Annotated in this window: 22 protein-coding genes and 2 tRNA genes; 20 read left to right on the top strand and 4 right to left on the bottom strand. The window is 68.2% G+C overall.

The window, feature by feature from the left end:
• The first annotated feature begins 249 nt into the window (after nucleotides 1-249).
• The 14 genes from gltX (at nucleotide 250) to RAH39_RS11665 (ending at nucleotide 17,130) form a co-directional block, all read left to right on the top strand.
• Complete coding sequence (gltX, locus tag RAH39_RS11730) at nucleotides 250-1,722, top strand: glutamate--tRNA ligase (protein ID WP_306590302.1); 1,473 nt, start codon at nucleotides 250-252, stop codon at nucleotides 1,720-1,722.
• Nucleotides 1,722-2,066 carry a hypothetical protein gene (locus tag RAH39_RS11725; protein WP_306590301.1) on the top strand — a complete coding sequence of 115 codons (345 nt, stop codon included), beginning with the start codon at nucleotides 1,722-1,724 and terminating at the stop codon, nucleotides 2,064-2,066. Before gltX ends, RAH39_RS11725 begins: the two co-directional genes overlap by 1 nt.
• 37 nt (nucleotides 2,067-2,103) lie before the next feature.
• Nucleotides 2,104-2,919 (top strand): pyrroline-5-carboxylate reductase, encoded by an 816-nt coding sequence (gene proC, locus RAH39_RS11720; RefSeq protein ID WP_306590300.1) that lies wholly within the window; start codon nucleotides 2,104-2,106, stop codon nucleotides 2,917-2,919.
• Between the two features lie 163 nt (nucleotides 2,920-3,082).
• The gene (locus RAH39_RS11715) at nucleotides 3,083-4,792 is read left to right on the top strand and encodes a glutamine--tRNA ligase/YqeY domain fusion protein (RefSeq protein WP_306590299.1); all 1,710 of its coding nucleotides are present in this window, start codon (nucleotides 3,083-3,085) and stop codon (nucleotides 4,790-4,792) included.
• Nucleotides 4,793-5,163: 371 nt separating this feature from the next.
• Nucleotides 5,164-6,225, top strand: coding sequence for an NADH-quinone oxidoreductase subunit NuoH (gene nuoH / locus RAH39_RS11710; RefSeq protein WP_306590298.1), 1,062 nt, complete (start codon nucleotides 5,164-5,166; stop codon nucleotides 6,223-6,225).
• A gap of 10 nt (nucleotides 6,226-6,235) precedes the next feature.
• Complete coding sequence (locus RAH39_RS11705; RefSeq protein WP_306590297.1) at nucleotides 6,236-6,799, top strand: NuoI/complex I 23 kDa subunit family protein; 564 nt, start codon at nucleotides 6,236-6,238, stop codon at nucleotides 6,797-6,799.
• Between the two features lie 8 nt (nucleotides 6,800-6,807).
• Nucleotides 6,808-7,302, top strand: a complete 495-nt coding sequence (locus RAH39_RS11700) for an NADH-quinone oxidoreductase subunit J (RefSeq protein ID WP_306590296.1) — start codon at nucleotides 6,808-6,810, stop codon at nucleotides 7,300-7,302.
• 19 nt (nucleotides 7,303-7,321) lie between these two features.
• Nucleotides 7,322-7,642: an NADH-quinone oxidoreductase subunit NuoK gene (nuoK, locus tag RAH39_RS11695; protein ID WP_373467361.1), complete on the top strand. Its 321-nt coding sequence runs from the start codon at nucleotides 7,322-7,324 to the stop codon at nucleotides 7,640-7,642.
• A 7-nt stretch (nucleotides 7,643-7,649) separates the two neighbouring features.
• On the top strand, nucleotides 7,650-9,554 hold the full coding sequence (nuoL, locus tag RAH39_RS11690; protein WP_306590294.1) for an NADH-quinone oxidoreductase subunit L: 1,905 nt from the start codon (nucleotides 7,650-7,652) through the stop codon (nucleotides 9,552-9,554).
• An 8-nt stretch (nucleotides 9,555-9,562) separates the two neighbouring features.
• Nucleotides 9,563-11,164: a complex I subunit 4 family protein gene (locus RAH39_RS11685; protein WP_306590293.1), complete on the top strand. Its 1,602-nt coding sequence runs from the start codon at nucleotides 9,563-9,565 to the stop codon at nucleotides 11,162-11,164.
• Nucleotides 11,161-12,660, top strand: coding sequence for an NADH-quinone oxidoreductase subunit N (locus RAH39_RS11680; RefSeq protein ID WP_306590291.1), 1,500 nt, complete (start codon nucleotides 11,161-11,163; stop codon nucleotides 12,658-12,660). Before RAH39_RS11685 ends, RAH39_RS11680 begins: the two co-directional genes overlap by 4 nt.
• A 107-nt stretch (nucleotides 12,661-12,767) precedes the next feature.
• A complete protein-coding gene (locus RAH39_RS11675; RefSeq protein WP_306590289.1) occupies nucleotides 12,768-14,300 on the top strand; it encodes an efflux RND transporter periplasmic adaptor subunit in 1,533 nt (510 codons plus the stop codon).
• A 115-nt stretch (nucleotides 14,301-14,415) separates the two neighbouring features.
• Complete coding sequence (locus RAH39_RS11670; protein WP_306590287.1) at nucleotides 14,416-15,633, top strand: ABC transporter permease; 1,218 nt, start codon at nucleotides 14,416-14,418, stop codon at nucleotides 15,631-15,633.
• Between the two features lie 240 nt (nucleotides 15,634-15,873).
• A complete protein-coding gene (locus RAH39_RS11665) occupies nucleotides 15,874-17,130 on the top strand; it encodes an MFS transporter (protein WP_306590286.1) in 1,257 nt (418 codons plus the stop codon).
• A 46-nt stretch (nucleotides 17,131-17,176) separates the two neighbouring features.
• Here RAH39_RS11665 and tpx read toward each other — a convergent pair whose 3' ends face one another.
• On the bottom strand, nucleotides 17,177-17,674 hold the full coding sequence (tpx, locus tag RAH39_RS11660; protein ID WP_306590285.1) for a thiol peroxidase: 498 nt from the start codon (nucleotides 17,672-17,674) through the stop codon (nucleotides 17,177-17,179).
• A 38-nt stretch (nucleotides 17,675-17,712) separates the two neighbouring features.
• Nucleotides 17,713-18,252, bottom strand: coding sequence for a DUF4136 domain-containing protein (locus RAH39_RS11655; RefSeq protein WP_306590284.1), 540 nt, complete (start codon nucleotides 18,250-18,252; stop codon nucleotides 17,713-17,715).
• Nucleotides 18,253-18,397: 145 nt separating this feature from the next.
• Between RAH39_RS11655 and RAH39_RS11650 the strand changes: the two genes are divergently transcribed.
• Together RAH39_RS11650 and RAH39_RS11645 are read left to right on the top strand one after the other, a co-directional pair.
• The gene (locus RAH39_RS11650; RefSeq protein ID WP_306590283.1) at nucleotides 18,398-19,900 is read left to right on the top strand and encodes an aminotransferase-like domain-containing protein; all 1,503 of its coding nucleotides are present in this window, start codon (nucleotides 18,398-18,400) and stop codon (nucleotides 19,898-19,900) included.
• A gap of 45 nt (nucleotides 19,901-19,945) precedes the next feature.
• Nucleotides 19,946-21,043: a branched-chain amino acid aminotransferase gene (locus RAH39_RS11645; protein WP_373467360.1), complete on the top strand. Its 1,098-nt coding sequence runs from the start codon at nucleotides 19,946-19,948 to the stop codon at nucleotides 21,041-21,043.
• Between the two features lie 61 nt (nucleotides 21,044-21,104).
• On the opposite strand, the gene RAH39_RS11640 is transcribed toward RAH39_RS11645, so the two are convergent.
• Entirely contained in the window at nucleotides 21,105-22,241 is a 1,137-nt protein-coding gene (locus tag RAH39_RS11640; protein WP_306590280.1) for a DUF4382 domain-containing protein, read from the bottom strand.
• Between the two features lie 123 nt (nucleotides 22,242-22,364).
• Here RAH39_RS11640 and RAH39_RS11635 point away from each other — a divergent pair.
• From RAH39_RS11635 to RAH39_RS11625, 3 genes are all read left to right on the top strand, one after another.
• A tRNA-Ser gene (locus RAH39_RS11635) sits at nucleotides 22,365-22,452 on the top strand.
• 70 nt (nucleotides 22,453-22,522) lie between these two features.
• Nucleotides 22,523-23,491, top strand: a complete 969-nt coding sequence (locus RAH39_RS11630; RefSeq protein WP_306590279.1) for an alpha/beta fold hydrolase — start codon at nucleotides 22,523-22,525, stop codon at nucleotides 23,489-23,491.
• A gap of 70 nt (nucleotides 23,492-23,561) precedes the next feature.
• The gene (locus tag RAH39_RS11625; RefSeq protein WP_306590277.1) at nucleotides 23,562-24,476 is read left to right on the top strand and encodes a response regulator; all 915 of its coding nucleotides are present in this window, start codon (nucleotides 23,562-23,564) and stop codon (nucleotides 24,474-24,476) included.
• Nucleotides 24,477-24,483: 7 nt separating this feature from the next.
• Here the strand turns inward: RAH39_RS11625 and RAH39_RS11620 are convergent, their stop codons facing one another.
• Nucleotides 24,484-24,798, bottom strand: coding sequence for an Hpt domain-containing protein (locus RAH39_RS11620; protein WP_306590276.1), 315 nt, complete (start codon nucleotides 24,796-24,798; stop codon nucleotides 24,484-24,486).
• A gap of 280 nt (nucleotides 24,799-25,078) precedes the next feature.
• Here RAH39_RS11620 and RAH39_RS11615 point away from each other — a divergent pair.
• Nucleotides 25,079-25,171: transfer RNA gene (locus RAH39_RS11615), tRNA-Ser, on the top strand.
• Nucleotides 25,172-25,387 lie beyond the last annotated feature (216 nt).

The following is a 25,387-nucleotide window of genomic DNA, read 5'->3' as shown; positions in this document are numbered from 1 at the left end:
TGGAGGAGATCGAGGAGATCCCCGCGGAAACGAGCGCGGCAACGCCCGCTCCCGTGCACATGCCCCACAGCAGCGTGGTGGAGATCCCCGTCGTGCTCGACCGCAGCCTGTTCAGCGGCGAGGCCCCCGTCGAGATCAAGCTGAAGCTCTACATCAAGTAGCGGGGAGCGCCAGCCGAGCCTTTTGGTCCCTGCGGGGACGCCGTCCGCGCGCTTGGGGCACACTGGAGGTTTGATCCGAGGCTCCTCCATGTCCCCCCAAGTCGTCACCCGCTTCGCTCCCTCGCCGACCGGCATGCTCCACATCGGAGGCGTGCGCACGGCCCTGTTCTGCTGGCTGTTCGCCCGGAAGCACGGCGGTCGCTTCATCCTGCGCATCGAGGACACGGACCTGTCCCGCAGCACCGATGACAACATTCGCATCATCGAGGAAGGCATGGCCTGGTGCGGCCTGGATTGGGACGAGGGCCCGGTGGCCGGCGATCCCGAGCGCTGGGTGGGCCCCCACGGCCCCTACCGCCAGATGCAGCGGATGGACCTCTACCGGGCGAAGATCCAGGACCTGCTGGACCGGGGCCTGGCCTACCGCTGCCGCTGCTCCAGGGAAGCCCTGGACGAGCGGCGGAAGGCCGTGGAGGCGGCCGGCAAGGTGTTCCAGTACAACCGCGGAATGGATGCCGGAAAGGGCTGCGCCTCGGCGAACCACGACGCGAGCGAGCCCTCGGCCATCCGGTTCAAGATGCCCCCGGAAGGCGAGATCGTCGTGCCCGACCTCATCAAGGGCGAGACCCGCTTCCCGGCGGACAGCCTGGACGACTGGATCATCGCCCGCACCGGCGCCGCGCCCGGCGAGATCGGCGTGCCCACCTACAATTTCTGCGTGGTGGTGGACGACACCCACATGCAGGTGAGCCACGTCATCCGCGGCGACGACCACCTGAACAACACGCCCAAGCAGATCCCGTTGTTCGCGGCCCTGGGCTACGCGCTGCCGGCCTTCGCCCACGTGCCCATGATCCTCGGCGCGGACGGGGCCAAGCTCAGCAAGCGCCACGGCGCCACCAGCATTACGGAGTACCAGGCCATGGGCCTTTTGCCCTCCGCCGTCCGCCTCGCCCTGGCGCGGCTCTCCTGGACGCCCAAGATCGACGGCCGCGCCGTGGAGAGCGCCGAGGAGGAGCTGCTGACGGACGAGCAGATGATCCAGCTGTTCGACCTGGCGGACTGCCAGAAGAGCGCCGCCCGGTTCGACATGGACAAGCTCCAGTGGATGAACCAGAAGCTGATCCAGCGGGCCTCCTGGCAGGAGCTGGAGCCCCACCTCCGCCCCTTCATGCCCGCCGGGTGGGCCGCGAAGCCCGACGCCTGGAAGGCCCAGGCCATCCAGGCCACGCAGAAGGGAAAGTCGCTCACCGACATGGCCGAGGCTCTGCGCTTCGCCTTCGAGCGGCCCGCCGCCTTCGACGACAAGGCCGTGGAGAAGTTCGTGACGCCCGCCGTGAAGCCCGCCCTGGCCGAGGTTCGTGACCTGGCCGACTACAGCCCCGAGGGGCTGGAGGCCGGGTTCAACGCCATCCTCGCCCGGCACGGCCTCAAGACCAAGGACTTGGCCCAGGCCCTCCGCGTCGCCCTCTGCGGGAAGCCGGTCAGCCCCGGGATCTTCGACACCCTGATGCTGGTGGGCCGGGAGGAAGTCGCCGTCCGCCTGGCGCGGTGGATCTGATGGATCTCCAGGAATTCACCCACCTGACCCTCGCCGTCCTGGAGGACCAGGGCGCCGCGGCCTACGCCCCCACGATCATCGCGGGGGAGACGGTCCAGGTGATCCAGGGCATTCCCGACGGAATGGACCACCGCCAGGCGCTTCAGGAGACGGTGGTGCGCCTCGGCCTCGAACAGTCCGACTTCTTCTTCGGGGTCCGCTCCGGGCCGAGCGAGATCACCACGGGCTTCCACACCCCCGCCGGCATCCAGTTCCAGCGGATCTCCGCCATGCGGCAGGGGTTCGTGGTGTCGGAGCTGCACGACTGCCCCTGGTGGACCCTGGGGCAGGGACGGGATCAGTAGGACCCGCCTCTTCCCCGGCGGTTTTCGAGGAGCTCCCATGCCCACCCCTCCCGCCCTCGCCGTGCTCGGGTTCGGCACCATGGGCCAGGCCATCGCCGCCGGCTTGGTGGAAGCCTCCGGCTATCCGGCGGAGCGGATCCGCGCGGCTACCCGCCATCCCGTGGCGGGCCGCGCCCGGGCCGAAGCGCTGGGGCTGGACCTCTCCGCCGATGTGGCCGCCGCGGCCCGGGCTTCCGAGGTGGTCCTCCTCTGCGTCAAGCCGAAGGAGCTGAAGGGCCTGCTGGCGGCCCTCTCCGAGGCCGGCGCCCTGGATCATCGGCCGCTGGTGGTCTCCATCGCGGCGGGGGCCACCCTCGGGATGCTCACCAGCTACGTTCCCGACGGCACGCCGCTGGTGCGGGCCATGCCCAACACCCCCTGCGCCATCCGCCGGGGGATGACCGTTCTGGCGCCCGGACCGGGCGTGGCGGATGTCCAGCTCGCCCAGGCCCGGGCCCTGTTCGAGCCTCTGGGCCGGGTTATGGACCTCGACGAGAAGCACATGGACGCCGTGACGGGGCTCAGCGCCAGCGGGCCGGCCTTTCAGTTCGTCATCCTGGAGGCCCTGGCCGAAGGGGGCGTCCAGTGCGGCCTGCCCCGCGCCGTCGCCGTGGAACTGGCCGCCCAGATGACCCTCGGCGCTGCGGCCATGGTGCTGGAGACGGGCCGCCACCCCGCCGCCCTCAAGGACGAGGTCACCACCCCCGCGGGCTGCACCATCGCCGGGCTGCTGGCGTTGGAGGACGGTCGCATCCGCTCGGTCGTCGCCCGAGGCATCGAGCGCGCCACCCAGGTGGCCGCGGGACTGGGCTGAGCGGGAAAAACAGGGAACCGCGAAAAACGCGAAAGCCCTTCGGGCACGCGAAATGGGACGCTGGGCGACCCAATCCGCGGGGGAGCTTTCATGCTTTTCGCGGTTCCAAAAGCCTTTTCAGGTACGCCTTGGTATCTTTGGGGTTTGCATCCTGTGAGCCCCGATGTCCACTGAATCGCCCATTCATGAACCCAAGAGCCTCCACTTCATCGAGGAGATCGTCGAGGCGGACCGCGCCTCCGGCAAGCACGGGGGACGGGTGCTCACGCGGTTCCCGCCGGAGCCGAACGGCTACCTGCACATCGGCCACGCCAAGAGCATCTGCCTGAACTTCGGGCTGGCGAAGGCCTACGAGGGCGCCACGAACCTGCGCTTCGACGACACCAATCCGGTCAAGGAGGACGTGGAATACGTGGATTCCATCCGCGAGGATGTCCGCTGGCTGGGCTTCGAGTGGAAGGGCGAGCACTACGCCTCGGACTACTTCCCCTTCATGTACGACTATGCGGAATACCTCATCGAGCAGGGGAAGGCCTACGTCTGCGACCTGTCCGAAGCGGAGATCCGGGAATACCGGGGCAACTTCCACACGCCGGGGAAGCCCAGCCCGTACCGCGACCGCAGTCCCGAGGAGAACCTGGACCTCTTCCGCCGGATGAGGGCGGGCGAGTTCCCGGACGGCTCGAAGGTTCTGCGCGCCAGGATCGACATGCAGAGCGGCAACATGAACCTCCGGGATCCGCTCATGTATCGCATCCGCCGCGCCCATCACCACCGGACCGGCGACGCGTGGTGCATCTACCCGATGTACGACTACGCCCACGGCGTATCCGACGCCATCGAGACCATCACGCACTCCATCTGCACCCTGGAGTTCGAGGATCATCGCCCGCTCTACGACTGGTTCCTGGCGCAGGACGCCGAAGGGAAGTTCTTTCAGCGGCCCCATCCCCGCCAGATCGAGTTCGCCCGGCTGAACCTCACCTACACGGTGATGAGCAAGCGCCGGCTGCTTCAGCTGGTGCAGGACGGCGTCGTGCGGGGTTGGGACGATCCGCGGATGCCGACCATCTGCGGCCTGCGGCGGCGCGGCTACACCCCCGAGGCGGTCCGGACCTTCGCCGAAAAGGTGGGCGTGGCCAAGCGGGACATGGTGGCGGACGCGGGCCTTCTCGAGTTCTGCATCCGCGAGGACCTGGAGAAGCGGGCGCCGCGGCGCATGGCCGTCCTCCGCCCCCTGAAGGTCGTGATCACCAACATGGCGGAGGTCGAGGCCTTCGAGGTGGACGTGCCCAACCATCCCGACGATCCCGGCCAGGGCACGCGGAAGCTGGCCTTCACCCGGGAACTGTTCATCGACCAGGACGATTTCCGCGAGGAGGCCCCGAAGAAGTGGTTCCGCCTGGCGCCCGGCGCCGAAGTCCGCCTCCGGGGCGCGGCCCTCATCACCTGCAAGGACGTGGTGAAGGACGCCGCGGGGAATGTGGTGGAGCTGCGCTGCGAGTGGGATCCCGCGAGCCGGGGCGGGAACGCGCCCGACGGCCGGAAGGTGAAGGGCACCCTCCACTGGGTGAGCGCCACCCACGCCGTGAAGGCCGAGGTGCGGCTGTACGAGCCCCTGTTCACGCAGGCGGATCCCATGGACGTGCCCGAAGGCCAGGATTGGAAGAACCTGCTGAATCCCGGCAGCCTGGAGATCCTGGCCGACGCGCGCCTGGAGCCCAGCCTGGACGGAGCCGAACCGGGCGAGCGGTTCCAGTTCGAGCGGACGGGCTACTTCGCGGTGGATCCCGACAGGCGCCCCGGACAGCCGGTGTTCAATCGGACGGTGGGGTTGAAGGACTCGTGGTCGAAGATTGAGGCCAAGCAGTGAGGTGATTCCGTCCTCGCCGGAGGACTTCGGATGGGAGCGAAGGGGGGAGGCCCGCTCAGGGTGGTTCCCTTCTCTCTGAGTGATTCCCTCCTCGCCGGGGGCCGGCTTCGCAGAGCCCCCCGGGCTCTGCTGCGCCACCCGGCGGTCGGGAGGTCCAGGATCGAAACCAAGCGGGGAGGCGCTTTCTCCGCGGCGGATGACTTTGGATTGGAGCGAAGGGCCGAGGCCCTCTCCGGGGGGCTTCCGATGAGGCTGTGACCCAGGTCGCATCGGGGCGGAGGGGTTCTTTCCCTCCATGTCCGGAAGGGGATGCCTCTGATAGGCTCGATGGGTCGGGCCTCCCCGCGGGTGGCCTTGCCGGGAAGCCGCCCATGGACAAGCTCGCGAGCCTGCTTCACACCACGCCTTCCATCGCCTGGATGGTGGCGAAACTCGTCATTGTCTTCGGCGGCGTGTTTGCCCTGGCGGCCATCTGGACGTGGGTGGAACGCCGCGGGTCGGCGATGATCCAGGACCGCATCGGGCCCAACCGCACGGCGCTCTTCGGGAAGATCCGGATCATCGGCCTCGCCCAGCCCCTGGCGGACGGGATCAAGTTCTTCTTCAAGGAGGACCTCGTCCCCCACGACGCCACGAAGCGCCTGTTCTGGCTGGCTCCCTTCCTGGCCCTCGTGCCCGCCCTGATGGGCTTCGCGGTGATCCCCTTCGGGCGCAGCTTCGTCAGCGGCGGCCAGACCTACCACCTGGCCCTGCTCGATCCGGGCAACGGGATGGGGATGCTGTATCCCCTGGCCATCGGCGGCATGGCGGTTTACGGCGTCCTGGTGGCGGCCTGGTCCAGCAACAACAAGTGGTCGATCCTGGGCGGGATGCGCTCCTCGGCCACCATGGTGAGCTACGAGATCGGGATGAGCCTCGCGGTGGTCGCGGTCTTCATGCGGGCCGGCGGCTACGATCCCTCCGAGGTGATCGGTGCCCAGAGCCACCTCCCCTGGGCGTGGAATATCGTGCGGCAGCCCCTGGGCTTCCTGGTGTTCTTCACCTGCATGTTCGCCGAGACGAACCGCCTCCCCTTCGATTTTGCCGAGGGCGAGAGCGAGATCGTGGCGGGCTTCAACACCGAATACGGGAGCATGAAGTTCAGCCTGCTGGCGCTTTCCGAGTACTGCCACCTGATGACGGCCTCGGCCCTCATCGCGACGCTCTACTTCGGCGGGTGGCAGGTGCCCTTCGTGAAGGACCCCACGGTGATGCTGTCCGTGGCCAGCTTCGTCCTGAAGCTCCTGTTCTTCGCGTGGGTCTTCGTGTGGATCCGGTGGACCCTTCCCCGGTTCCGCTACGACCAGCTCATGCATCTGGGATGGAAGGTGATGCTGCCGCTGTCCATGGCCAACCTGGTCTTCCACGCCTGGCGCATGAGCCAGGGCCACTGAGGAGGAGGCGATGGGCGTCGTCGTCAAGAAAGTCGAGCTGAGCTGGCTGGACCGCACCTACGTCTGGCCGGTGATGAAGGGCATGGGTATCACCTTCGGCCACTTCATCCGCCAGGTCCTCACGCCCACCTCGAAGCGGTACACGATCCAGTACCCCGAGATGAAGAAGGAGATGCCCAGCGGCTACCGCGGCCTCCACGAGCTGAAGCGGTTCGAGGACGGCGCCATCAAGTGCGTGGCCTGCTTCATGTGCCAAGAGGCGTGCCCGGCGCGGTGCATCAGCATCGAGGCCGAGGAGTTCAGCGACCTGAACGCCACCCAGGGCTTCGAGGAGAAGCGGCCCGCCAAGTTCAGCATCGACATGCTGCGATGCATCTACTGCGGCATGTGCGAAGAGGCCTGCCCCAAGGATGCGATCTGGCTCCGCAACGACTACGAGCTGGCCTCCTATGACCGGCTGTCGATGCTGTACGGCAAGTGGGACCTGATGAACACCTACGCCGAGGCCGACGGCAAGGCCGAGATCGCCGAGGATCCCACCCCCTCCGTGCCGCGCCGCACGATCGCCTGGTAGGAGAGGCCATGTTCATCACCTTTGCCCTCATCACGCTCCTGGGCGCCCTGGGGATGCTGGCCCAGAAGAACGTCGTCGTGGCCGGCCTGTGCATGGTGGCCACCTTCTTCGGCGTCGCCGGGCTGTTCGTCCTGCTCGCCAATCCCGTGGCCGCGGCGCTCCAGATGATCGTCTACAGCGGCGCCATCATGGTCCTGGTGCTGTTCGTGATCATGATGCTGAACAGCCACGAGGAGGAGAAGGCCCAGAGCTCCCGGCCCGTCCAGCGCTGGCTGTCCGTGGCGCTGGTGGCCGCTCTGGCCTTCGGCTCGGTGAAGCTGGTCCTGGCCTCCCAGGGGCTGAAGGACCTGGCCGCCCGGGGCGCGGATCTGCCCCAGGCCATGAACCTGCATCGCGTGGGCACGGCCCTGTTCGCCGACCACCTCCTGGGCTTCGAAGTGGCGGGCCTCCTGCTGCTGGCGGCCATGGTCGGGGCCGTGGCGCTGACGAAACGGAACCTGTGAGGAGCCAGCGATGACCGGCATGGACGCGATTCTCTGCGGCGGGCTCCAGGGCTACCTGATGGTGGCGCTCCTCCTGTTCGCCATCGGCCTGGCTACGGTGCTGCTGCGCCGGACCCTGCTGATGCAGTTCATGGGCGTGGAGTTGATGCTCAACGCCGCCAACGTGGCCCTTCTCGCCTTCGCCCGGTTCCGCGGTGGCGACGCCCAGGCCACGGTCTTCTACCTCTTCATCATCGCCGTGGCCGCCTGCGAGGCCGCCGTCGGCCTGGCGCTGGTCATCGGCCTCTACCGCCACCGGGACACCACCGACTCGGACCGGGCCGCCAGCCTGAAGCAGTGAGGATGCGATGAACAAGTACTACTGGCTCATTCCGATCCTCCCCCTGCTGGGCTCCGCCTTCAACGGCCTGCTGGGCAAGCGCGCCGGCAAGGGCGCCGTCACCGCCGTGGGCCTGGGCGTCGTGTTCGCGTCGCTGCTCCTGGCCGTGTCCGCCTTCCTGGCGATGAAGGGGACGCCGGACCACCGGCTGGCCCTGCACTACGGCGAGTGGATGGCCACCGGGTCCCTCAGCGTCCCCTTCGGGCTGGTGATCGATCCCCTCAGCGGCACGATGATGCTGGTCATCACCGGCATCGGGCTGCTCATCCACCTCTATTCGGTGGGCTACATGCACGGGGAGGAGGGCTTCGCGCGGTTCTTCAGCTACCTGAACCTGTTCGTCTTCTTCATGCTCACGCTGGTGCTGGGATCCAGCCTCGTCCTGATGTTCGTGGGCTGGGAGGGCGTGGGCCTCTGCTCCTACCTGCTCATCGGCTTCTATTTCGAGACGGACTTCGCGCCCCAGGCGGGCCTCAAGGCCTTCCTCACCAACCGCGTGGGCGACCTGGGCGTGGCCATCGGGATGATGGTGCTCTTCGCCGCCTTCGGCACCCTGACGGTCTCCGAGATCCTCACCCAGGCGGGCCACGTGGCTCCCGAAGTGGGCTTCGGCGTCCTCACCTTCGCGACGCTGATGCTGTTCGTGGGCGCTACGGGCAAGAGCGCCCAGCTGCCCCTCTACCTGTGGCTGCCGGACGCCATGGCGGGCCCGACGCCGGTCAGCGCCCTCATCCACGCGGCGACCATGGTGACCAGCGGCATCTACATGATCTGCCGCCTGGCGCCGGTCTTCACCCTCGCGCCCATCACCATGGACGTGGTGGCGTGGGTGGGCGCGGCCACGGCGCTGTTCGCGGCCACCATCGGCCTGTTCCAGCGCGACATCAAGAAGGTCCTCGCATACTCCACGGTCTCCCAGCTGGGCTACATGTTCCTGGGCCTCGGCGCGGCGGGCTTTGCCGCGGGCTTCTTCCACGTGTTCACCCACGCCTGGTTCAAGGCCCTGCTCTTCCTCGGCGCGGGCAGCGTGATCCACGCCATGCACCACGAGCAGGACCTGTTCAAGATGGGCGGGCTGCGGAACAAGACCCGGATCACCTTCCTCACCATGGTGGCGGGCACGGTCGCCATCATGGGCTTCCCGGGGACGTCGGGCTTCTTCAGCAAGGACGAGATCCTCTACCTGGCCTTCCTGAAATCGCCGGCCCTGTGGGTGATCGGCGTGATCGGCGCCTGCTGCACCAGCTTCTACATGTGGCGCCTGATGGCCCTCACGTTCTGGGGCGAGCCGCGGGACCACCACGCCTACGACCACGCGCACGAGAGCCCCCTGACCATGACGCTGCCCCTGATGGTGCTGGCGGCGGGATCGCTGCTGTGGGGCTTCTGGGGCGTGCCCGAGGCCTTCGGCGGCCACTTCCGGATCGGCGAGTGGCTGAGCCCGGCCCTCACCTACGGCCAGACCCACGCGCCCCACGGTCACCACGAGGGACCGGCGGTCCTGCTCGCGGTCATCTCCACGGGCCTGGGCCTGTTCTTCGGCTTCCTCGGATGGTCGAAGTACAAGAACGGCCCGGCCTGGGAGCTGGCCTTCGCGGCGAAATTCCCCGTTCTCCACCGCGTGCTGCTGAATAAGTACTACGTGGACGAGGGCGTGGAGCTCTACCTGCTGCGGCCCGTCCGCTGGCTGGGCAACCTGCTGTGGAAGCTGTTCGACGTGATCCTCATCGACGGCGTGGGCGTGAACCTGCCGGGCGCGCTGGCCCGGGTGTTCGGGGACTTCACCGCCCTCTTCCAGACCGGCCGGGTGCGCAACTACGCGCTCAGCATGGCGCTGGGGGCCGCGGTCCTCCTCTATGTCTTCCTGAAGTAGGTGGGGCGATGACCTGGCTGAACTCCCATCCCCTCACCTTCCTGACCTTCGCGCCGGCGATCCTCGGCCTGCTCCTGCTGCTCCTGCCGCACGGCATGGGCAAGCTCACCCGCATGCTGGCCTTCCTGGGCGCCTTGGCAGTGTTCGTCCTCGGCCTCGCCTGGCTCCTGGGCCGCCCCGCGGGGATGGTCCTCGTCGAGCGCGCGCCCTGGTTCACGCTGGTGGGCCTGCCGGTGGACTACTCCCTGGCGGTGGACGGCCTCAACCTGTGGCTGGTGGTGCTCACGACCTTCCTGGTGCCCCTCACCATGCTGGGCACCTGGAACAGCCTCAAGGAGCGCATCGGCACCTTCGCGGCGCTGTTCCTCATGCTGGAGACCGGGATGCTGGGCGCCCTGATGGCCCAGGACCTGTTCTTCTTCTACCTGTTCTGGGAAGCGATGCTGATCCCGATGTATTTCATGATCGGGGTCTGGGGCGGCGACGAGCGCCGCTACGCCGCCAACAAGTTCTTCCTCTACACCCTGGCGGGATCGCTGCTGTGGCTGGTGGCGCTGCTCTACCTGGCGGGGAAGGCCGGCGGATTCACCCCCGCGCTGATGGCCCAGGCCGCCTCCACGCTGCCCTTCAGCGTCCAGTGCTGGCTGTTCATCGCCTTCGCCGTGGCCTTCGCCATCAAGGTACCGCTGTTCCCGCTGCACACCTGGTTGCCGGACGCCCATGTCCAGGCGCCCACGGCCGGTTCCGTCATCCTGGCCGGCGTCCTGCTGAAGCTGGGCGGCTACGGGTTCGTGCGCTTCGCCATCCCGATCTTCCCCCAGGCGGCGATGCACTACGCCAAGCCCATCGCCCTCCTCAGCGTCATCGCCATCGTCTACGGCGCATTGGTGGCCATGGTCCAGCGAGACATCAAGAAGCTGGTGGCCTACTCCTCCGTGAGCCACATGGGCTTCGTGATGCTGGGACTGGCTTCGATGACCGTCATCGGCACCCAGGGCGCCATGCTCCAGATGCTGAACCACGGCGTCAGCACCGGCGCGCTCTTCCTGCTGGTGGGCATGGTCTACGACCGCGCCCACACCCGCATGATCGCGGACTTCGGCGGCGTTGCCGTGAAGATGCCCGTGTTCACGGCCTTCTTCCTGATCGTGACCCTCAGCTCCATCGGCCTGCCCCTGACCAACGGGTTCGTGGGCGAGTTCTGGATCCTGAACGGCACCTTCCTGTCCGGCTTCGGCTGGGGCCGCCTCTATGCCTGCCTCGCCACGTCCGGCGTGCTGCTGGGCGCGGTCTACATGCTGTGGATGTTCATGCGCGTCTTCTGGGGCCCCGAGAACAAGGACGAGGACAGCGGCACCCACCACCTGCACACCGACCTGAACGCCCGCGAGATCGCGGTGATGCTGCCCCTGGTGGTGCTCATCGTGTGGATGGGCGTCCATCCCCGGACCTTCGTCGCCGCCAGCGAGGCGCCCGTGACCGCCCTCCTTCAGGAGATCCAGGCGCCGGCGCCCCGGGGCTTCGTCCTGAAGCCGGCCATCCATGAGGCTCAGGCTCCGGGCGGCGAATCCCACGCATCCGAAGCCGCCGCCCCCGAGGTGCACCGATGAGCCTCACTCCCAGCCAGTGGGCGGCGCTGCTGCCGCTGATCCTGCCCGCCCTCGGCGCCTGCCTGATCCCCCTGATGTCCCTCGACAAGGATCAGGGCAGCGCCAAGTGGATCCGGGCCGTCATGTACGCCACGGCGCTCCTGGCCGTGGGCGCCAGCTTCTGGTACCTCACCGACCTGTGGCAGACCGGCGCCCAGCCCAGCTTCTTCCAGCTGCGGATGGACCGCCTGGCGCAGTTCTCCGGGATTTTCATCCTCGTCGCCGCGGCCCTCGCCATCCTCCAGAGTTGGGACCACTTCCACCAGGAGGGCTGGGTGAAGGGGGAGACCCTTTCGCTGCTGCTGTTCTCCGTCGCGGGGATGATGCTGTTCGTCTCCACCACCCACTTCGTGGCCCTGTTCCTGGGCCTCGAACTGTTCAGCCTGCCCCTCTACGCCCTGGTGGGCACGGTGCGGCTGCGGCCGGAAAGCGCCGAAGGCGGCATGAAGTACTTCATCACGGGCGCCGTGGCCTCCAGCTGCTTCCTGATGGGCGGCGTGCTGATCTACGGCCTGAGCGGCACCCTCGATCTGTCCGCCGCGGCGGTGGTCCTGAAGGCCCAGGGACTGGGCATGGATCCGCTGGTCCTGGCGGGTGCCGCGCTGCTGCTGCTGGGCTTCCTGTTCAAGGTCTCGGCGGTGCCCTTCCACCAGTGGACGCCGGACGCCTACGAGGCCTCGCCCCATCCCATCGCCGGGTTCATGTCCGTGGCCACCAAGGGCGCGGCGTTCATCGCCCTCCTTCGTGTCTTTCCCGGCAGCTTCGCGCCCCTCGGCGCGGTGGGCGTCAAGGCCCAGGCGGGAATCGCCGCTCTGGCGGTCCTCACCCTGGTGGTGGGGAACCTCACGGCCCTGGTCCAGTCGAACGTGAAGCGGATGCTGGCGTATTCCAGCATCAGCCACGCGGGCTACCTGATGCTGGGCCTGGTGGCGGGCACACCCGCGGCCTACGCCGGGATGCTGTTCTACCTCGTGATCTACCTCGCCATGAACATGGGGGCCTTCGGCCTGCTGACGGCCTACGGCCTCGTGGGCGAGCGCACCACCTTCGAGGATCTCCGCGGCCTGGGCTGGAAGCGGCCGGCCCTGGGCTTTTGCGCGGCCGTGTTCATGCTGAGCCTGGCGGGCATCCCCCCCATGGGTGGGTTCTACGGGAAGTACATGATCTTCCGGGAGCTGGTGGCGTCGGGCCACGTGGGCCTGGCGATCCTGGGCGTCCTCGCCAGCCTCGTGTCCGCCTACTACTACCTCCGCTTCCTGGTGGCGCTGTTCCTCCAGGCGCCCGTCGCCGAGGCCGAGCGCCTGGCTTCGGACCGCCCCGCGGTCCACGCCCCCTTCGCGGGCGCGACGGTGCTGGTGTCCGCGGCCATCGTCCTGGCGGGGGGCTTCCTCCAGTATTTCCTGGTGGACGGCTTCGTGCGCCGGGCGCTGGTGGACGGGCTGGGCTTCATCCGCTGAGGGCGTTTTCGCGCCTCAACCCGGAATGGGATCTGGCGGTCTATACATCGTTATGCGAAGGTGATGGGCTGGGTCTTCCGGCCCGTTGACATGTGGAGCGCGGATTCATGAAGCGGAACACCTGGATCGGTCTTGGCGTCGGAGTTGCGGTGGTGGCGGGGGGGACGGCCTACGCCCTCACCCGGCCCAAGAACGAGGTGAAGTGGCGGCAGGTCCAGGTGGACCGGGGCAACGTCACCCAGCGGATCAACGCCACCGGCGCCGTCAGCCCCGTGGTCCAGGTGGCCGTCGGCACCCAGGTGTCGGGCGTGATCTCGGCGCTCTACGTGGACTACAACAGCATCGTGAAGAAGGGCCAGCTCATCGCGGAGATCGATCCCACCGTGTGGGAGACCCAGCTCCAGGACGCCCAGGCCAGCCTCTTGCGGGCCCAGGCCTCCTACGATTTCGCGAAGGCCGACTACGAGCGCAGCAAGCGCCTGGCCGCAGCCCAGCTCCTGGCGGACCAGGACCTGGAGACCAAGGAGACCGCCCTCAAGACCGCCAAGGGCAACCTGGAATCCGCCAAGGCTTCCGTGGACCGCGCCAAGGCGAACCTCGACTACTGCCGCATCACCGCCCCGGTGGACGGCGTGGTGATCTCGCGCCTGGCGGACGTGGGCCAGACCGTCGCTGCCAGCTTCAGCACCCCCAACCTCTTCCAGATCGCCCAGGATCTCTCCCAGATGAAGGTCCAGGTCTCCATCGGCGAGTCGGACATCGACGAGCTGAAGGTGGGCCAGCGGGCCTTCTTCACCGTGGACAGCCTGCCGGACAAGCAGTTCGGCGCCACGGTCAGCCTCGTGCGCCAGGAGCCCGTCACGAACAACAACGTGGTGAATTACGTGGTGGAGATGATCGTGCCCAACGAGCCGCTTCCCGGCGCCGAAGAGGCCGGGAAGGATGCGGCGGCCGCTCCGCACGCCGAACAGGGTCACGAAGCCGCGCCCGATCCGGAAAAGGCGTGGGAGCGGATGAAGGACCGGATGGCCGCCCAGGGCGTTACCAAGGAGCAATTCCTCAAGCGGTTCCAGGAGCGGATGGCCCAGGGGAAGGCGGCCGGCCCCCGGCCCGCCCCGCCGGCGCGTTCCGCGGTGGACGCCGCCACCCTGGCCCGGATTCCCGGCGGGGCCAGCCAGTTGGTCGGTCCGAAATTTACCGGCTCTCTGGCTTTGCGCTCCGGCATGACCGCCAACGTCACCATCGTCACCAATCAGCGGCGGGACGTGCTGCGCGTGCCCAACGCGGCCCTGCGCTTCAATCCCGCGGCCTTCGTCAAGGACGACAAGAAGGCCGACGCCCCGCGCCTGGGCCAGCCCATGATGATGGGCGGCGGCCCCCGGCCCGGGGGCAACGCCCAGAGCGGCACCGGCAGCAAGGGCGGCCTGGTGGCGAAGCGGGAAGACCGCGTCTGGACCCTGGAGAACGGGAAGCCCAAGGCCGTGGTCGTCAAGGCCGGCGTGAGCGACGGCCAGTTCACCGAGGTCTCCGGCGAGGGGATTCACGAGGGACTCGCGATCCTCACTGGCGTGGAGAACACCAAGCAGGCCGCCAGCGCCTCTCCCCTGGGCACGCCCGGCCAGGGCGGCGGACGGCGATAGGGCGGGGGGCTCATGGCTCTATTGGAATTCCTGAAACTCGCCCTTCTCTCGGTATCGCCTGGCGGCGATACGCGAGACGCCGTTGTCATCTCCTGGACCCGGTAGGGGGTGGATCATGGCTCTGCTGGAATTCTTGAAGCTGGCCCTCTTCGCCATCACCCGCAACAAGATGCGGGCCTTCCTCACCATGCTGGGGATCATCGTGGGCGTGGGCGCGGTGATCGCCATGATCGGGATCGGCGAGGGCTCCAAGCGGGCCTCCCTCGCCCTGATCGAGAACATGGGCTCCAACATGCTGACCATCTTCCCGGGAGCCGGCGGCAATCGCTTCGGTCCCATGGCCATCGGCAGCGCGGACATTCTCCTGGAGACCGATCCGCCGCTGATCCAGCAGGAGCTGGCCCAGAGCAGCGTGGTCTCGGCCACGGCCCAGGTGCAGACCACCCGCCCGGTGATCTACCAGAACAGCAATTACGTCACCCAGGTCCAGGGAACCGGTCCGGAGTTCCTCCAGATCCGCGGCTGGGACATGGAGAGCGGGCGCTTCTTCACCGACGCGGAAGTCCGCGGCATGGCCAAGGTCTGCGTCGTCGGCCAGACGGTGAAGGACAACCTCTTCCCCAACGGCGAGGATCCGGTCGGGCTCACGGTCCGCGTGGGTGCGCTCCCGTTTCTGGTGGTGGGCGTGCTGGAGAAGAAGGGCGCGGGAATGTTCGGCGATCAGGACGACCTCATCGTGGCCCCGTACACCACTGTGATGCGCAAGATCATGGGCCGCGACAAGATCCAGCGGATCATGGTGAGCGCCCAGGACGGCAAGGCGGAGCTGGCCGAAGCCGAAGTCACGGCTCTCCTCCGCCAGCGGATGAAGGTGGCGCCCAAGGACGACAATCCCTTCCAGATCCGCAAGCAGGACGACATCGTCCAGATGCAGACCCAGCAGGCCGGCATCCTCACCGCGCTCCTCGCCGTGGCGGCCAGCATCTCCCTCGTGGTGGGCGGAATCGGGATCTCCAACATCATGCTGGTGAGCGTCACCGAGCGCACCCGCGAGATCGGGATCCGTCGCGCGCTAGGCGCAACGCAGCGCAGCATCCTGTGGCAGTTCCTGGTGGAGGCGGTGGTGCTGTCGCTGCTGGGCGGCATCATCGGGATCGCCTTCGCGTACACCGCGGTCTTCATCCTGCAGAAGTTCCAGGTGCCCGCCGTGACCGAGTCCTGGGCCGTGGCCCTGGGGCTGGGCTTCTCGGGGGTGGTGGGCGTGGCCGCGGGCTTCCTTCCCGCCGTGAAGGCCGCGAACCTGGATGTCATCGATGCCCTGAGGTACGAGTGATGGAGGCTTCGATTCTGGTCCCTGATTCGCTCCTCGCCGGATGCCTCGCGCCGCAGGCTCCCCCGGAGCCTGCTCTGCGATCCGGCGGTCGCGATGTGATCGATGCCCTGAGGTACGAGTGATGGAGGCTTCGATTCTGGCCCCTGATTCGCGCCTCGCCGGATGCCTCGCGCCGCAGGCTCCCCCGGAGCCTGCTCTGCGATCCGGCGGTTGCGATGTGATCGACGCCCTGAGGTACGAGTGAGCGCGGAACCGAGAGAGGACCTTCCGCACGATCCCTACGCCGCCCTCCGAAGCCCCAGTTACCGGGGCTTCGTGCTCTCCATGGGCCTCGTGACCCTGGGGCTTCAGGTGCAGGGCGTGGTGGTGGGTTGGCAGGTCTATGCCCGCACGGGGGATCCCCTGGCGCTCGGCTTGGTGGGACTCTCCGAGGCGCTGCCCTTTCTCTGCCTGGCGCTGTTCGGGGGCTACGCCGCCGACCGGCTGAACCGGCTGCGGATCTGCGGCGCCACCACCTTGGGCCTGGCCTTCTGCTCGTTCCTCCTGTGGAGCTTCAGTTGGTACTTCCACACCGGTCCTTTGGCCCGGGCCGTGTGGCCCATCTACGGGATCATCTTCCTGACCGGCGTGGTCCGCGCCTTCTACCGGCCCGCCAACATGGCCCTGGGAACGGATCTGGTGCCCAAGCAGCTCTACGCCAACGGCTCCACCTGGCGCGTGGCCATCTTCCACTCGGGGATGGTGCTGGGACCCGCGCTGGGCGGGCTGATCTACGCCTGGCGCGGCCCCGTGGCGGCGCATTTCGTGGTGATGATCCTGATGGCCGGCGGTCTGCTGGGGCTGCTGTCCATCCGGTACACGCCGACGCCCGTGGCTCCCAAGAGCGGATCGGTGTTCGCGAGCCTGGCCGAAGGGCTCCGCTTCGTGTTCTCCCGCCGCCTGCTGCTGGGCGCCATCAGCCTAGACCTCTTCGCCGTGCTGTTCGGCGGCGCGGTGGCGGTGCTTCCCATCTTCGCGAAGGAAATCCTGGCGGTGGGTCCCGCCGGGCTCGGCACGCTGCGCGCGGCCCCGGCCGCGGGCTCCGTCCTGATGGGCTTCATCCTGGCCCACCGTCCGCCCCTGCGCCACGCGGGCCGGACGCTGCTGCTATGCGTCGGGGGGTTCGGCGCGGCCATGATCGCCTTCGCCCTCAGCCGGACGTTCCTGGTGAGCCTCGCGGTGCTGGCCGTCAGCGGCGCCATGGACAACGTCAGCGTGGTGCTGCGGGCCACGCTGCTGCAGACGCTCACGCCGGACCATATGCTGGGCCGCGTGTCGGCGGTGAACCAGGTGTTCATCGGTTCCAGCAACGAGATCGGCGCCTTCGAGAGCGGGCTCATGGCGCGGCTGCTGGGGCTGGTGCCCTCGGTGATCTTCGGCGGCTGCATGACCCTGCTCGTCGTGGGCGCCACTGCCTGGAAGGTCCCGGAGCTTCGCCGCATGAAGCGGATTGGATAAAAGAAGCGCGGCCCGAAGGCCGCGCTTCCCTAGCGTTCCAGCCGCTCTACAGTACCGCGAGGGCCTTGTCGTAGTTGGGCTCCTGGGCGATCTCGGGCACCAGTTCGGTGTGGACCACCTTGCCTGCCTCATCCAGGACGACGACGGCCCGGGCCAGCAGGCCCTTGAGAGGGCCGTCGGTCATGGTGAGCCCATAGGCTTCGCCGAACCCGGGGGCGCGGAAGGTGGAACCCAGCGCCACATTATTCAGCCCCTCGGCGCCGCAGAAGCGCTTCTGGGCGAAGGGTAGGTCCGCGCTGACGCACAGGATCGTCGTGTTGGGCTTCTCGCTGGCCCGCGCGTTGAACGTGCGTACGCTGGTGGCGCAGGTGGGGGTGTCTACGCTGGGAAAGATGTTCAGCACCACGCGCTTGCCGGCCAGATCCTTGGCGGAGACCTCGGACAGGTCGAGGCCGACCACCGTGAAGTCCGGCGCGGTGGAACCCACTTTGGGAAGCTCGCCCGACGTGTGGAGGGGATTGCCTTTGAGGGTGATCTGGGCCATGGGGGCTCCTCGTTGAAACCCCAGTCTACGCCGGGAAATTACCTGGGCGGGAACTTGGCGAGGATGTCGCGGACGGCGCGGGGCACGACCTCGTCGGCGTCCTCGGGGTTGCTGAGGCCGGTGAGGGCTCCGGCGGCGGCGCCCTGCCAGATCATCTGGTTGCTCTTGAAGTCCACGATCTCGATGACGATGGTGCCCTCCTGGTAGCGGTGGACCTCGCTCAGGCTGGTGCCCATCCGCCCGTACATGGGCCGGTAGCCCCAGCCCCACCCGATGTGGGTGGTGGTGCGGTAGCGCTTCTCTTCGACGATGGGGTAGTAGGTCACCAGGAAATCGGGATCGGCCTTGGTCTCCATCGCGAAGCCCTTGGTCTGGAGTTCGCGCTCCACGGCGGCGCGGACTCGCTTGTCCATGAGGCTGGTGGTGCCGCCCGTCCCCTTCTTGGACGTGTAGTAGTCGAAGGTCTTGTAGCGGGCGTAGGGAGCGGCGGCGTTGTAGTCGTAGGTGACGCGGTAGCTGGTGCAGGCTCCCAGTAACGCGAGGGACAGCAAGGCGGCGGTTGGACGAATCAGGCTCATTGGGACCTCCGGTGCACCAGTATGGATGCGCCGAGAAGGCAGAAGGTTGAGTCCAGATCCGTCTGCGGTGGTCTAGGTTTTTTTGGGAAAGCCCCGGGACTTGGATTCCCGGTCTGTTCCGGACTGTGAATTCCGTCGCCTTTCTTTGGACCTGTTCCCGAATCGGCCCATCCTGGTGGAGATGGTCCTCGATCCCACCCTCGACCCGGGCGCGTCCAGCCCCCTGTATCTGCAGCTGCAGCGGCGGCTGCGGGGGTTGATCCAGCAGGGCGAGTGGCGGCCGGGCTCCCGGCTGCCTGCGGTCCCCGAGCTGGCCCACCGCTGGGGCGTCCATCGCCTGACGGTCCTGAAGGCGCTGGCCGGGCTCAAGCGCACCGGCTGGATCCAGACCGTCCAGGGCCGCGGCAGCTTCGTGGCGTCGCGCCTGCCGGAGGCGCCGGGGCTGCGGGCCAGCAGCGAGTTCCCCTTCGAGGGATCGTCCCTCCTGGTCCACGACGGCGAGCTGGGCTCCTGGCTGGGCGAGACCCTGGAGCGGGCCCAGGACCGCCATCTGGTGAGCTTTTCCGCCGGGTTCATCCCGTCGGACCTGCTGCCCTGCGAGCAATTGCGGCGGATCACCGCCCAGGTGCTGAAGGAACTGGGCCCCGAGGCGTGGGTGTACGCGCCGCCCGCCGGCCACCGGCCCTATCTGGACTCCGTGAGCCAGTGGCTGGCTTCCGAGGGCGAGCCCGTGGACGAGGGCTGGGGCATCCGGGCCATCCCCGGCGCCCAGTCCGGGCTGGCGCTGGCGCTGGAATCCTTCACCGTCCCCGGCGACCGGGTGCTGGTGGAGAGCCCGTGCTACCTGGGCATCCTGGCCCTGATCCGCGCCCTGGGCCGGGAGGCGGTGCCCGTGCCGGTGGACCGCCAGGGGCTGGACCCCGAGCGCCTGGCGTCGGCTCTGCAGCGCAGCGAGGCCAAGCTGCTGTTCACGGTCCCCAGCTTCCACAATCCGACGGGCATGACCCAGTCCAAGGCCCGCCGGGAGCGGGTGCTGGCCCTCACCCGCAGCCACGGCGTGATCCTGGTGACGGATTCGGCCTACGGCGACCTGCGCTTCTCCGGCAATTCGCTGCCCCCCTTTCGGCGGCTGGAGGGCGCGGACCACGTCATCCACCTCGGCAGCTTCTCCAAGTCCCTGGCGGCGGGCCTGCGCCTGGGCTACCTCATCGCGAAGGAGGATCTCCTCCGCCGGATGGCGCCCATCCAGGAGGTCCAGCAGATCGCCCAGCCGCCCCTCACCCAGGCGGTGGTGGCGAAGTTCCTCGACACCGGCGGGTTTCGCCGCCACCTGGCCCGCCTCCGCCGCGCCCTGAAGGAGCGCCGGGACGCCATGGTGGAGGCCCTGGCCGAGCACTTCCCGCAGGGCACCCAGGTCTCCGAGCCCAAGGGCGGGATGCACCTGTGGGTGGTGATGCCCGAGGATTTCTCCGCCCTCGACCTCCACCGCGACGCCCTGCAGCACGGCCTGGGCTTCGCGCCGGGCCCCCTCTTCTTCGCCGACGGCCGGGGCACCAATTGCCTCCGCCTGAATTTCTCCACGCACGACCCCGCGACCACCCGGGACGCCATCGCGCGCCTCGGCCACCTGGTCCATCACCGGGCCTGACCCGGACCGGCCTTCCCCTTTCAAGGAGCCCCCGTGAGCACCGCGATGTCCACCCCCACCCTCGAGATCCGCCCCTCCGACCACCCGGCCAGCCCCGAGGCGCGGGCCCAGCGCATGACCAATCCGGGCTTCGGCCGGATGTTCACCGACCACATGGTGGTGGTGCCGTACAGGGAAGGGGAGGGCTGGAGCCAGGGCGTTCTCAAGGCCTACGGTCCCATCGAGATGGATCCGGCGGCCTCCGTTCTCCACTACGGCCAGGCGATCTTCGAGGGCTTCAAGGCCTACCACCAGCCGGATGGCGGGATCGCCAGCTTCCGGCCCGAGGCCAACGCCAAGCGCTTCAACGACTCCGCCCGCCGCCTGGCCATGCCCGAGCTGCCCGAGGGCCTGTTCGTCGAGGCGGCCACGGCCCTGATCCGCCAGGACCGCGCCTGGGTTCCCACCGCCATGGGCGAGAGCCTCTACCTGCGCCCCCTGATGATCGCCACGGAAGCCGCCCTCGGCGTGCGCCCCAGCAACGAGTACCTGTTCATCCTCATGGCCAGCCCCAGCGGCGCCTACTTCCCCGCGGGCGTGAAGCCCGTGACCGTCTGGATCTCCGACGACTACGTCCGCGCCGCGCCGGGCGGGACCGGCTTCGCCAAGTGCGCCGGAAACTACGCCGCCAGCCTCGTGGCCCAGCGCCAGGCCAAGGCCGAGGGCTGCGACCAGGTGGTCTGGCTGGATGCCATCCAGCGGGAATACATCGAGGAGATGGGCGGGATGAACATCTTCTTCGTCTACCAGGAGAACGGCGAGACCGTGGTGGTCACGCCGGAGCTGACCGGCACGCTCCTCCCCGGGATCACCCGCGACAGCCTCCTGCAGTTGGCGCGCGAGCAGGGCTTCCGCGCCGAGGAGCGCAAGATCGGCGTGGAGGAGTGGAAGAAGGCCATCGCCGAGGGTCGGATGACGGAAGCGTTCGCCTGCGGCACCGCCGCCGTCATCACCCCCATCGGGCACGTGAAGTCCCGGCGCGGGGAGTGGTCCGTGAACAAGGGCGAGACCGGCCCCGTCGCCGCCAAGCTGCGCGAGGTTCTGCTGAACCTCCAGCACGGCCTCGCGCCGGACACCCACGGCTGGATGACCCGCATCGTTTGAGGGCTGCCATGACGCAGAAGCGCCCGCCGCATGGCGGGCGCTTTCATGTAGAGACGATTGTTCAGTAGCTAACGGTGGCGATCGCCGTGCCGCCCGCGCTCACGGAGGCCTGGGTATCCATCTTCTTGGCGACCGGGGTTCCGCCGGAGGTGCTGCGCTGGACGGTGACGCCATAGAGCCCCGGCGCCAGCTTTTCGAAGCCCGCTTGGTCCTGGGCGACGCCGGTGGCCACGGTCTGGGAGCGGACGATGAGGGTTTGGAACCCGGTGCTGCCGGTGGCGAGGGTCTGGCGGAGTTCGCCCCAGGTTCCCTGGGAACTGGTGGAGCCCGGCGTGATGGTGAGAGTGAGTCCTCCGCCGGTCTGCAGCGTGCTGAAGCCCAGGTCCGCCGTGTAGGTGGCGGCGAGCGTGGCATTGACGGGCGCGGCGGCAGCGGCGGCGTAGAGCGCGGAGGCGGCGGGCTGGGCCACGACGAAGTAGACGCTGCCCACGGGCAGGCCCTCCAGGATGTAGTTGCCGGAGGCGTCCGTGAGGGCGCGGCGCTGAATGGAGGCGAGGCCCGTGCCGTCCACGGTTTCGGACAGCACTTCCACCCCGGCGAGGTTCGTCGCGCCCGCTGCGATTTTGCCGGTGATCCGGGCCGTCGCGGCCAGATCCTGGGCGCGGCCGGTGGCCTGGAACTGATAGCCGCTCCCCGCATGGAGCTGAACAGCCTGGTCGCCGCTCAGCATCAGCAGGGCGGTGGCGCTTCCGCCGGAGGGCACGGCCACGTTCCCCTTGATCACGGTGGTGGTGGGGAGGCTCAACAGCTGGTCATTTCCGCCATTGAGAATCACATACCCCGGCTGGCGGCTTCCGGACTGGTAGTTCACCGTCGCCCACGTTACGCGGAACTGACTGTAGGTGGCGGCGGTGACCTGCACGGAAGAGAGCAGGGCCACGCTGTTTCCCCCCTGGAGGGCAAGGAGGTCGTAGGTGGTCTTCACATTTCCGAGGGAGATCCAGGTGGCGCCGTCCACGGTGCCTTCCACCTTTTCCACGCTCACCACGGCGGAGGTGTAGCCCGGGAAGCTGTCGCTGCCGAGGCGGACCGTCAGGGTGCCCACCGCGGAGCTGCGGTTCGGCGCGCCGCCGCCTCCGCCGCAGGCCAGCGTCAGGCCCAGGGAAAGCAGGGAGGCCAGGAGGGAGCGGATGCGCATGGGATGCTCCGGAAGGGGGGTCCAGGTTCCAGTCTAGACTGCCTGGCCCCGCTCGCTTTCCAAAGCGGCCCCGGCCATCATGAAACCTCCCGTCCGGCTCTGGGTGGGCCGCAAGACCATCGAGGAAGGTTGGCCGAGTGGTTTAAGGCAGCTGACTTGAAATCAGCCGTGGGGCAACCCACCGGGGGTTCGAATCCCTCACCTTCCGCCATCCTGCCGCGGGCGGAGTGTCTCGTCCCGGGCCCCGCATCCGGTCGTCATCCGCTTCGAGGGGAACCTTCATGGCCACCGATGCCTCGCGCCTTGTCCTACACGCCCTGACCTTGAGCGCCAACGGCGTCGATCTGTTCGTGGAAACTATCGGCCATGGGGGGGATCCCGCAGTCCTGCTCATCATGGGCAACAGTGCGCCCGGCCTGCTGTGGCCTGATGATTTTTGCCGCGGCCTCGCGGAGCGGGGCTTTTTCGTCATCCGCTTCGACCAGCGCGATACGGGCCTGTCGAGCTACGTGAACTACGACCTGGCTCCCTACACCCTGGATGACCTGGTGAAGGATGCCCTCGGGATCCTGGATGGCCTCAAGATCGACAGGGCCCACGTGGTGGGCCTGTCGCAGGGGGGCGTCCTGGCTTATCGCCTGGCGCTGTCGGCCCCCTCACGGGTCGAGAGCCTCGCGGTCCTGATGTCGTCGCCGGATCTGCGCCCGAAAAACGATGCGTTCACCGGCGCGCCTGTTCGCGCGGGAGAACTGCCCAGGCCCGCGGCGGACTACGTCGCGGCGGTCATCGCGCTGAACGCCGCGGTGCCCGCCGATGAAGAGGGGGTGGCGGTCCAGTTCGTGGAGAACTTCCGCCTGGCCAAGGGCGCCGCGTCGCCCTTCGACGAAGGGGATTGGCTGGCGATGGGTCGCGCGGTGGCGAGCCGCCCGCGGCTGCGGCGGGACGGGCTGTCGACGCGGATGGCCAACCACAGCCATCACAGCAAGGCCCAGATGGCGACGCCGCCGCTCACGGCGGAGGACCTCCACGCGCTACGCCTGCCGGTCCTCATCATTCATGGCGCGGGCGATCCGATCTTTCCCCTGCCGCACGCGCAATGGGCCGTAGCGCAGATCGTGGGGGCCCGGCTGCGGATTCTCGACGGCATGGGACATGCGCTCGATCGCGCGTTTTTCGCGCCCATCACGGAGGCGCTGGTGCCGTTTTTCGAGTCGGCTATTTCCCAAATCGGGGCAGGCACCCTAGATTAGGGGTGCCGATTCCCTTTTGTTCGCGACCGTCCGGAGATCCAAGCCGGTATTCGTTCCCGCGGAGGGCCCCATGACCGCTTTGAAAGACGCTGCTGCGGACCTTCCCCGCGTGCTCGTCGTCGAAGACGAGCCCATCAACCTCGACCTGCTGCGCGAGAACCTGGAATTCGAGGGCTACCGGACGACGGGCGCCTCCAGCGGAGAGGAAGCCTGGCGCCTGATTTCCGAGCGGCCGGATGCCTTCGACGTGATCCTTTTGGATCGCGTCATGCCGGACATGGACGGCATCGAGGTCCTGCGTCGGATCAAGGCCCGGCCCGGCCCGCTCCAGGCGTCCGTGATCATGCAGACGTCCCGCTCCAGCGACCTGGACATCGTGGAGGGGCTGAAGGCCGGCGCCTACTACTACCTCACCAAGCCTTTCACGGCCCAGGCGCTGCTGGCCATCGTCGGCGCCGCCGCCCGGGATCGCCAGGGCTACCGCGCCCTCCAACTCGACGTCCAGCGGATGGCGCGTACGCTGGGGCACCTCACCGCCGCGGAGTTCCGGTTCCGGACGCCCTGCGAGGCGCGCGAGATCGCCGCCCTCGTCGCCAAGGCCACGCCGAACCCCGAGCGGACCGTGAACGGGCTGACGGAGCTGATGCTGAACGCGGTGGAGCACGGCAACCTGGGCCTTGCCTACGCCGAGACCTCGCGGCTGCTGGCGGAGGGGCGCTTCAACGAGGAGGTGGCGCGCCGCCTGGAACTGCCGGAGCACAGGGAGAAGCGGGCCACCCTCCTGCTTGAGCGGGAGGGGCGGGACTTCCGCTTCACCATCCGGGACGAGGGGCCGGGCTTCGCGTGGCAGGACTATCTGGAGTTGAATCCCGAGCGCGCCTTCCACCTGCACGGCCGCGGAATCGCCATGTCCCGGCGGACCTGGTTCGATCGGCTGGACTATCCCGGCTGCGGCAACGAAGTGGTGGCCGCCGTCCAGGGCTGATCGCCGTTCAGACTCCTTGGCCTTCGGGGGTCTCGCTCCCGATGGCGGCGGTGAGGGCGGCGCACAGCTCTGCGTTGCAGCTGGCGAAGGCCACAATGGGCGCTTCCACCTCGGGCCCGCAGCCCGGACGGAGGACCGCCTCCAGGTCCGTGGCCTGCACCTGGATGTCCGCCAGCCCCAGGAATCCCGCTGCGCCGCGCACTGTATGGGCCAGCCGGTGGGCCAGGGCGATGTCTCCCGCCTTCCACGCCTCCCGGATCGCCCGCCCCGTCTCCGCGTGCCGCTCCGCGTACTTCGCGAGGAGGCGGACCAGACTGTCCACGCGCCCATCCGTGGTCCTCAGCCCCGCCTCCAAATCCAAGCCGGGGACCGCCTGCAGACGTCCTCGGAGAAAATGGAGATCGACGCTCATGGATGCTCCCGGCAACGGACGGGAATCCGCCTCCGCTCCGGAAGCCGACGCCTGCCGACGGAGATGATGTCCAGAACCCGGCCCGGGAACAAGGATCCTCGTCACCGCTTGATCGAGGAAATGCGCCCGGGCAGTTCCAGCGGCCCAAGCCTTGTGTCTCCGCCCTCGCACCGCTACTCTAGAAGGCCGTGGAGAGATGCCGGAGTGGCCGATCGGGCTCGCCTGCTAAGCGAGTGTATTGGGTAAACCAGTACCGGGGGTTCGAATCCCCCTCTCTCCGCCACCGGAAGCCGCCGCAAGGCGGCTTTTTCGTGATGCAAAAAGGGGGATTCGAATCACGGAATCGCCGGCAGATAGGCCCCCGGTTCAGCAGTCCGGGGGACTGCTGAATCGGATCAGGGCCGTGCCGACGATTCGTGCGGCCGGAGCGTCATGCGAAGCGTGACGAGGAGGGAATCTCTCTCTCCGCCACCGGAAGCCGCCGCAAGGCGGCTTTTTT

The organism is Geothrix sp. 21YS21S-4 (genome assembly GCF_030845995.1).
Lineage (GTDB): Bacteria > Acidobacteriota > Holophagae > Holophagales > Holophagaceae > Geothrix.
This window is presented reverse-complemented; position numbering and strand designations above follow the sequence as displayed.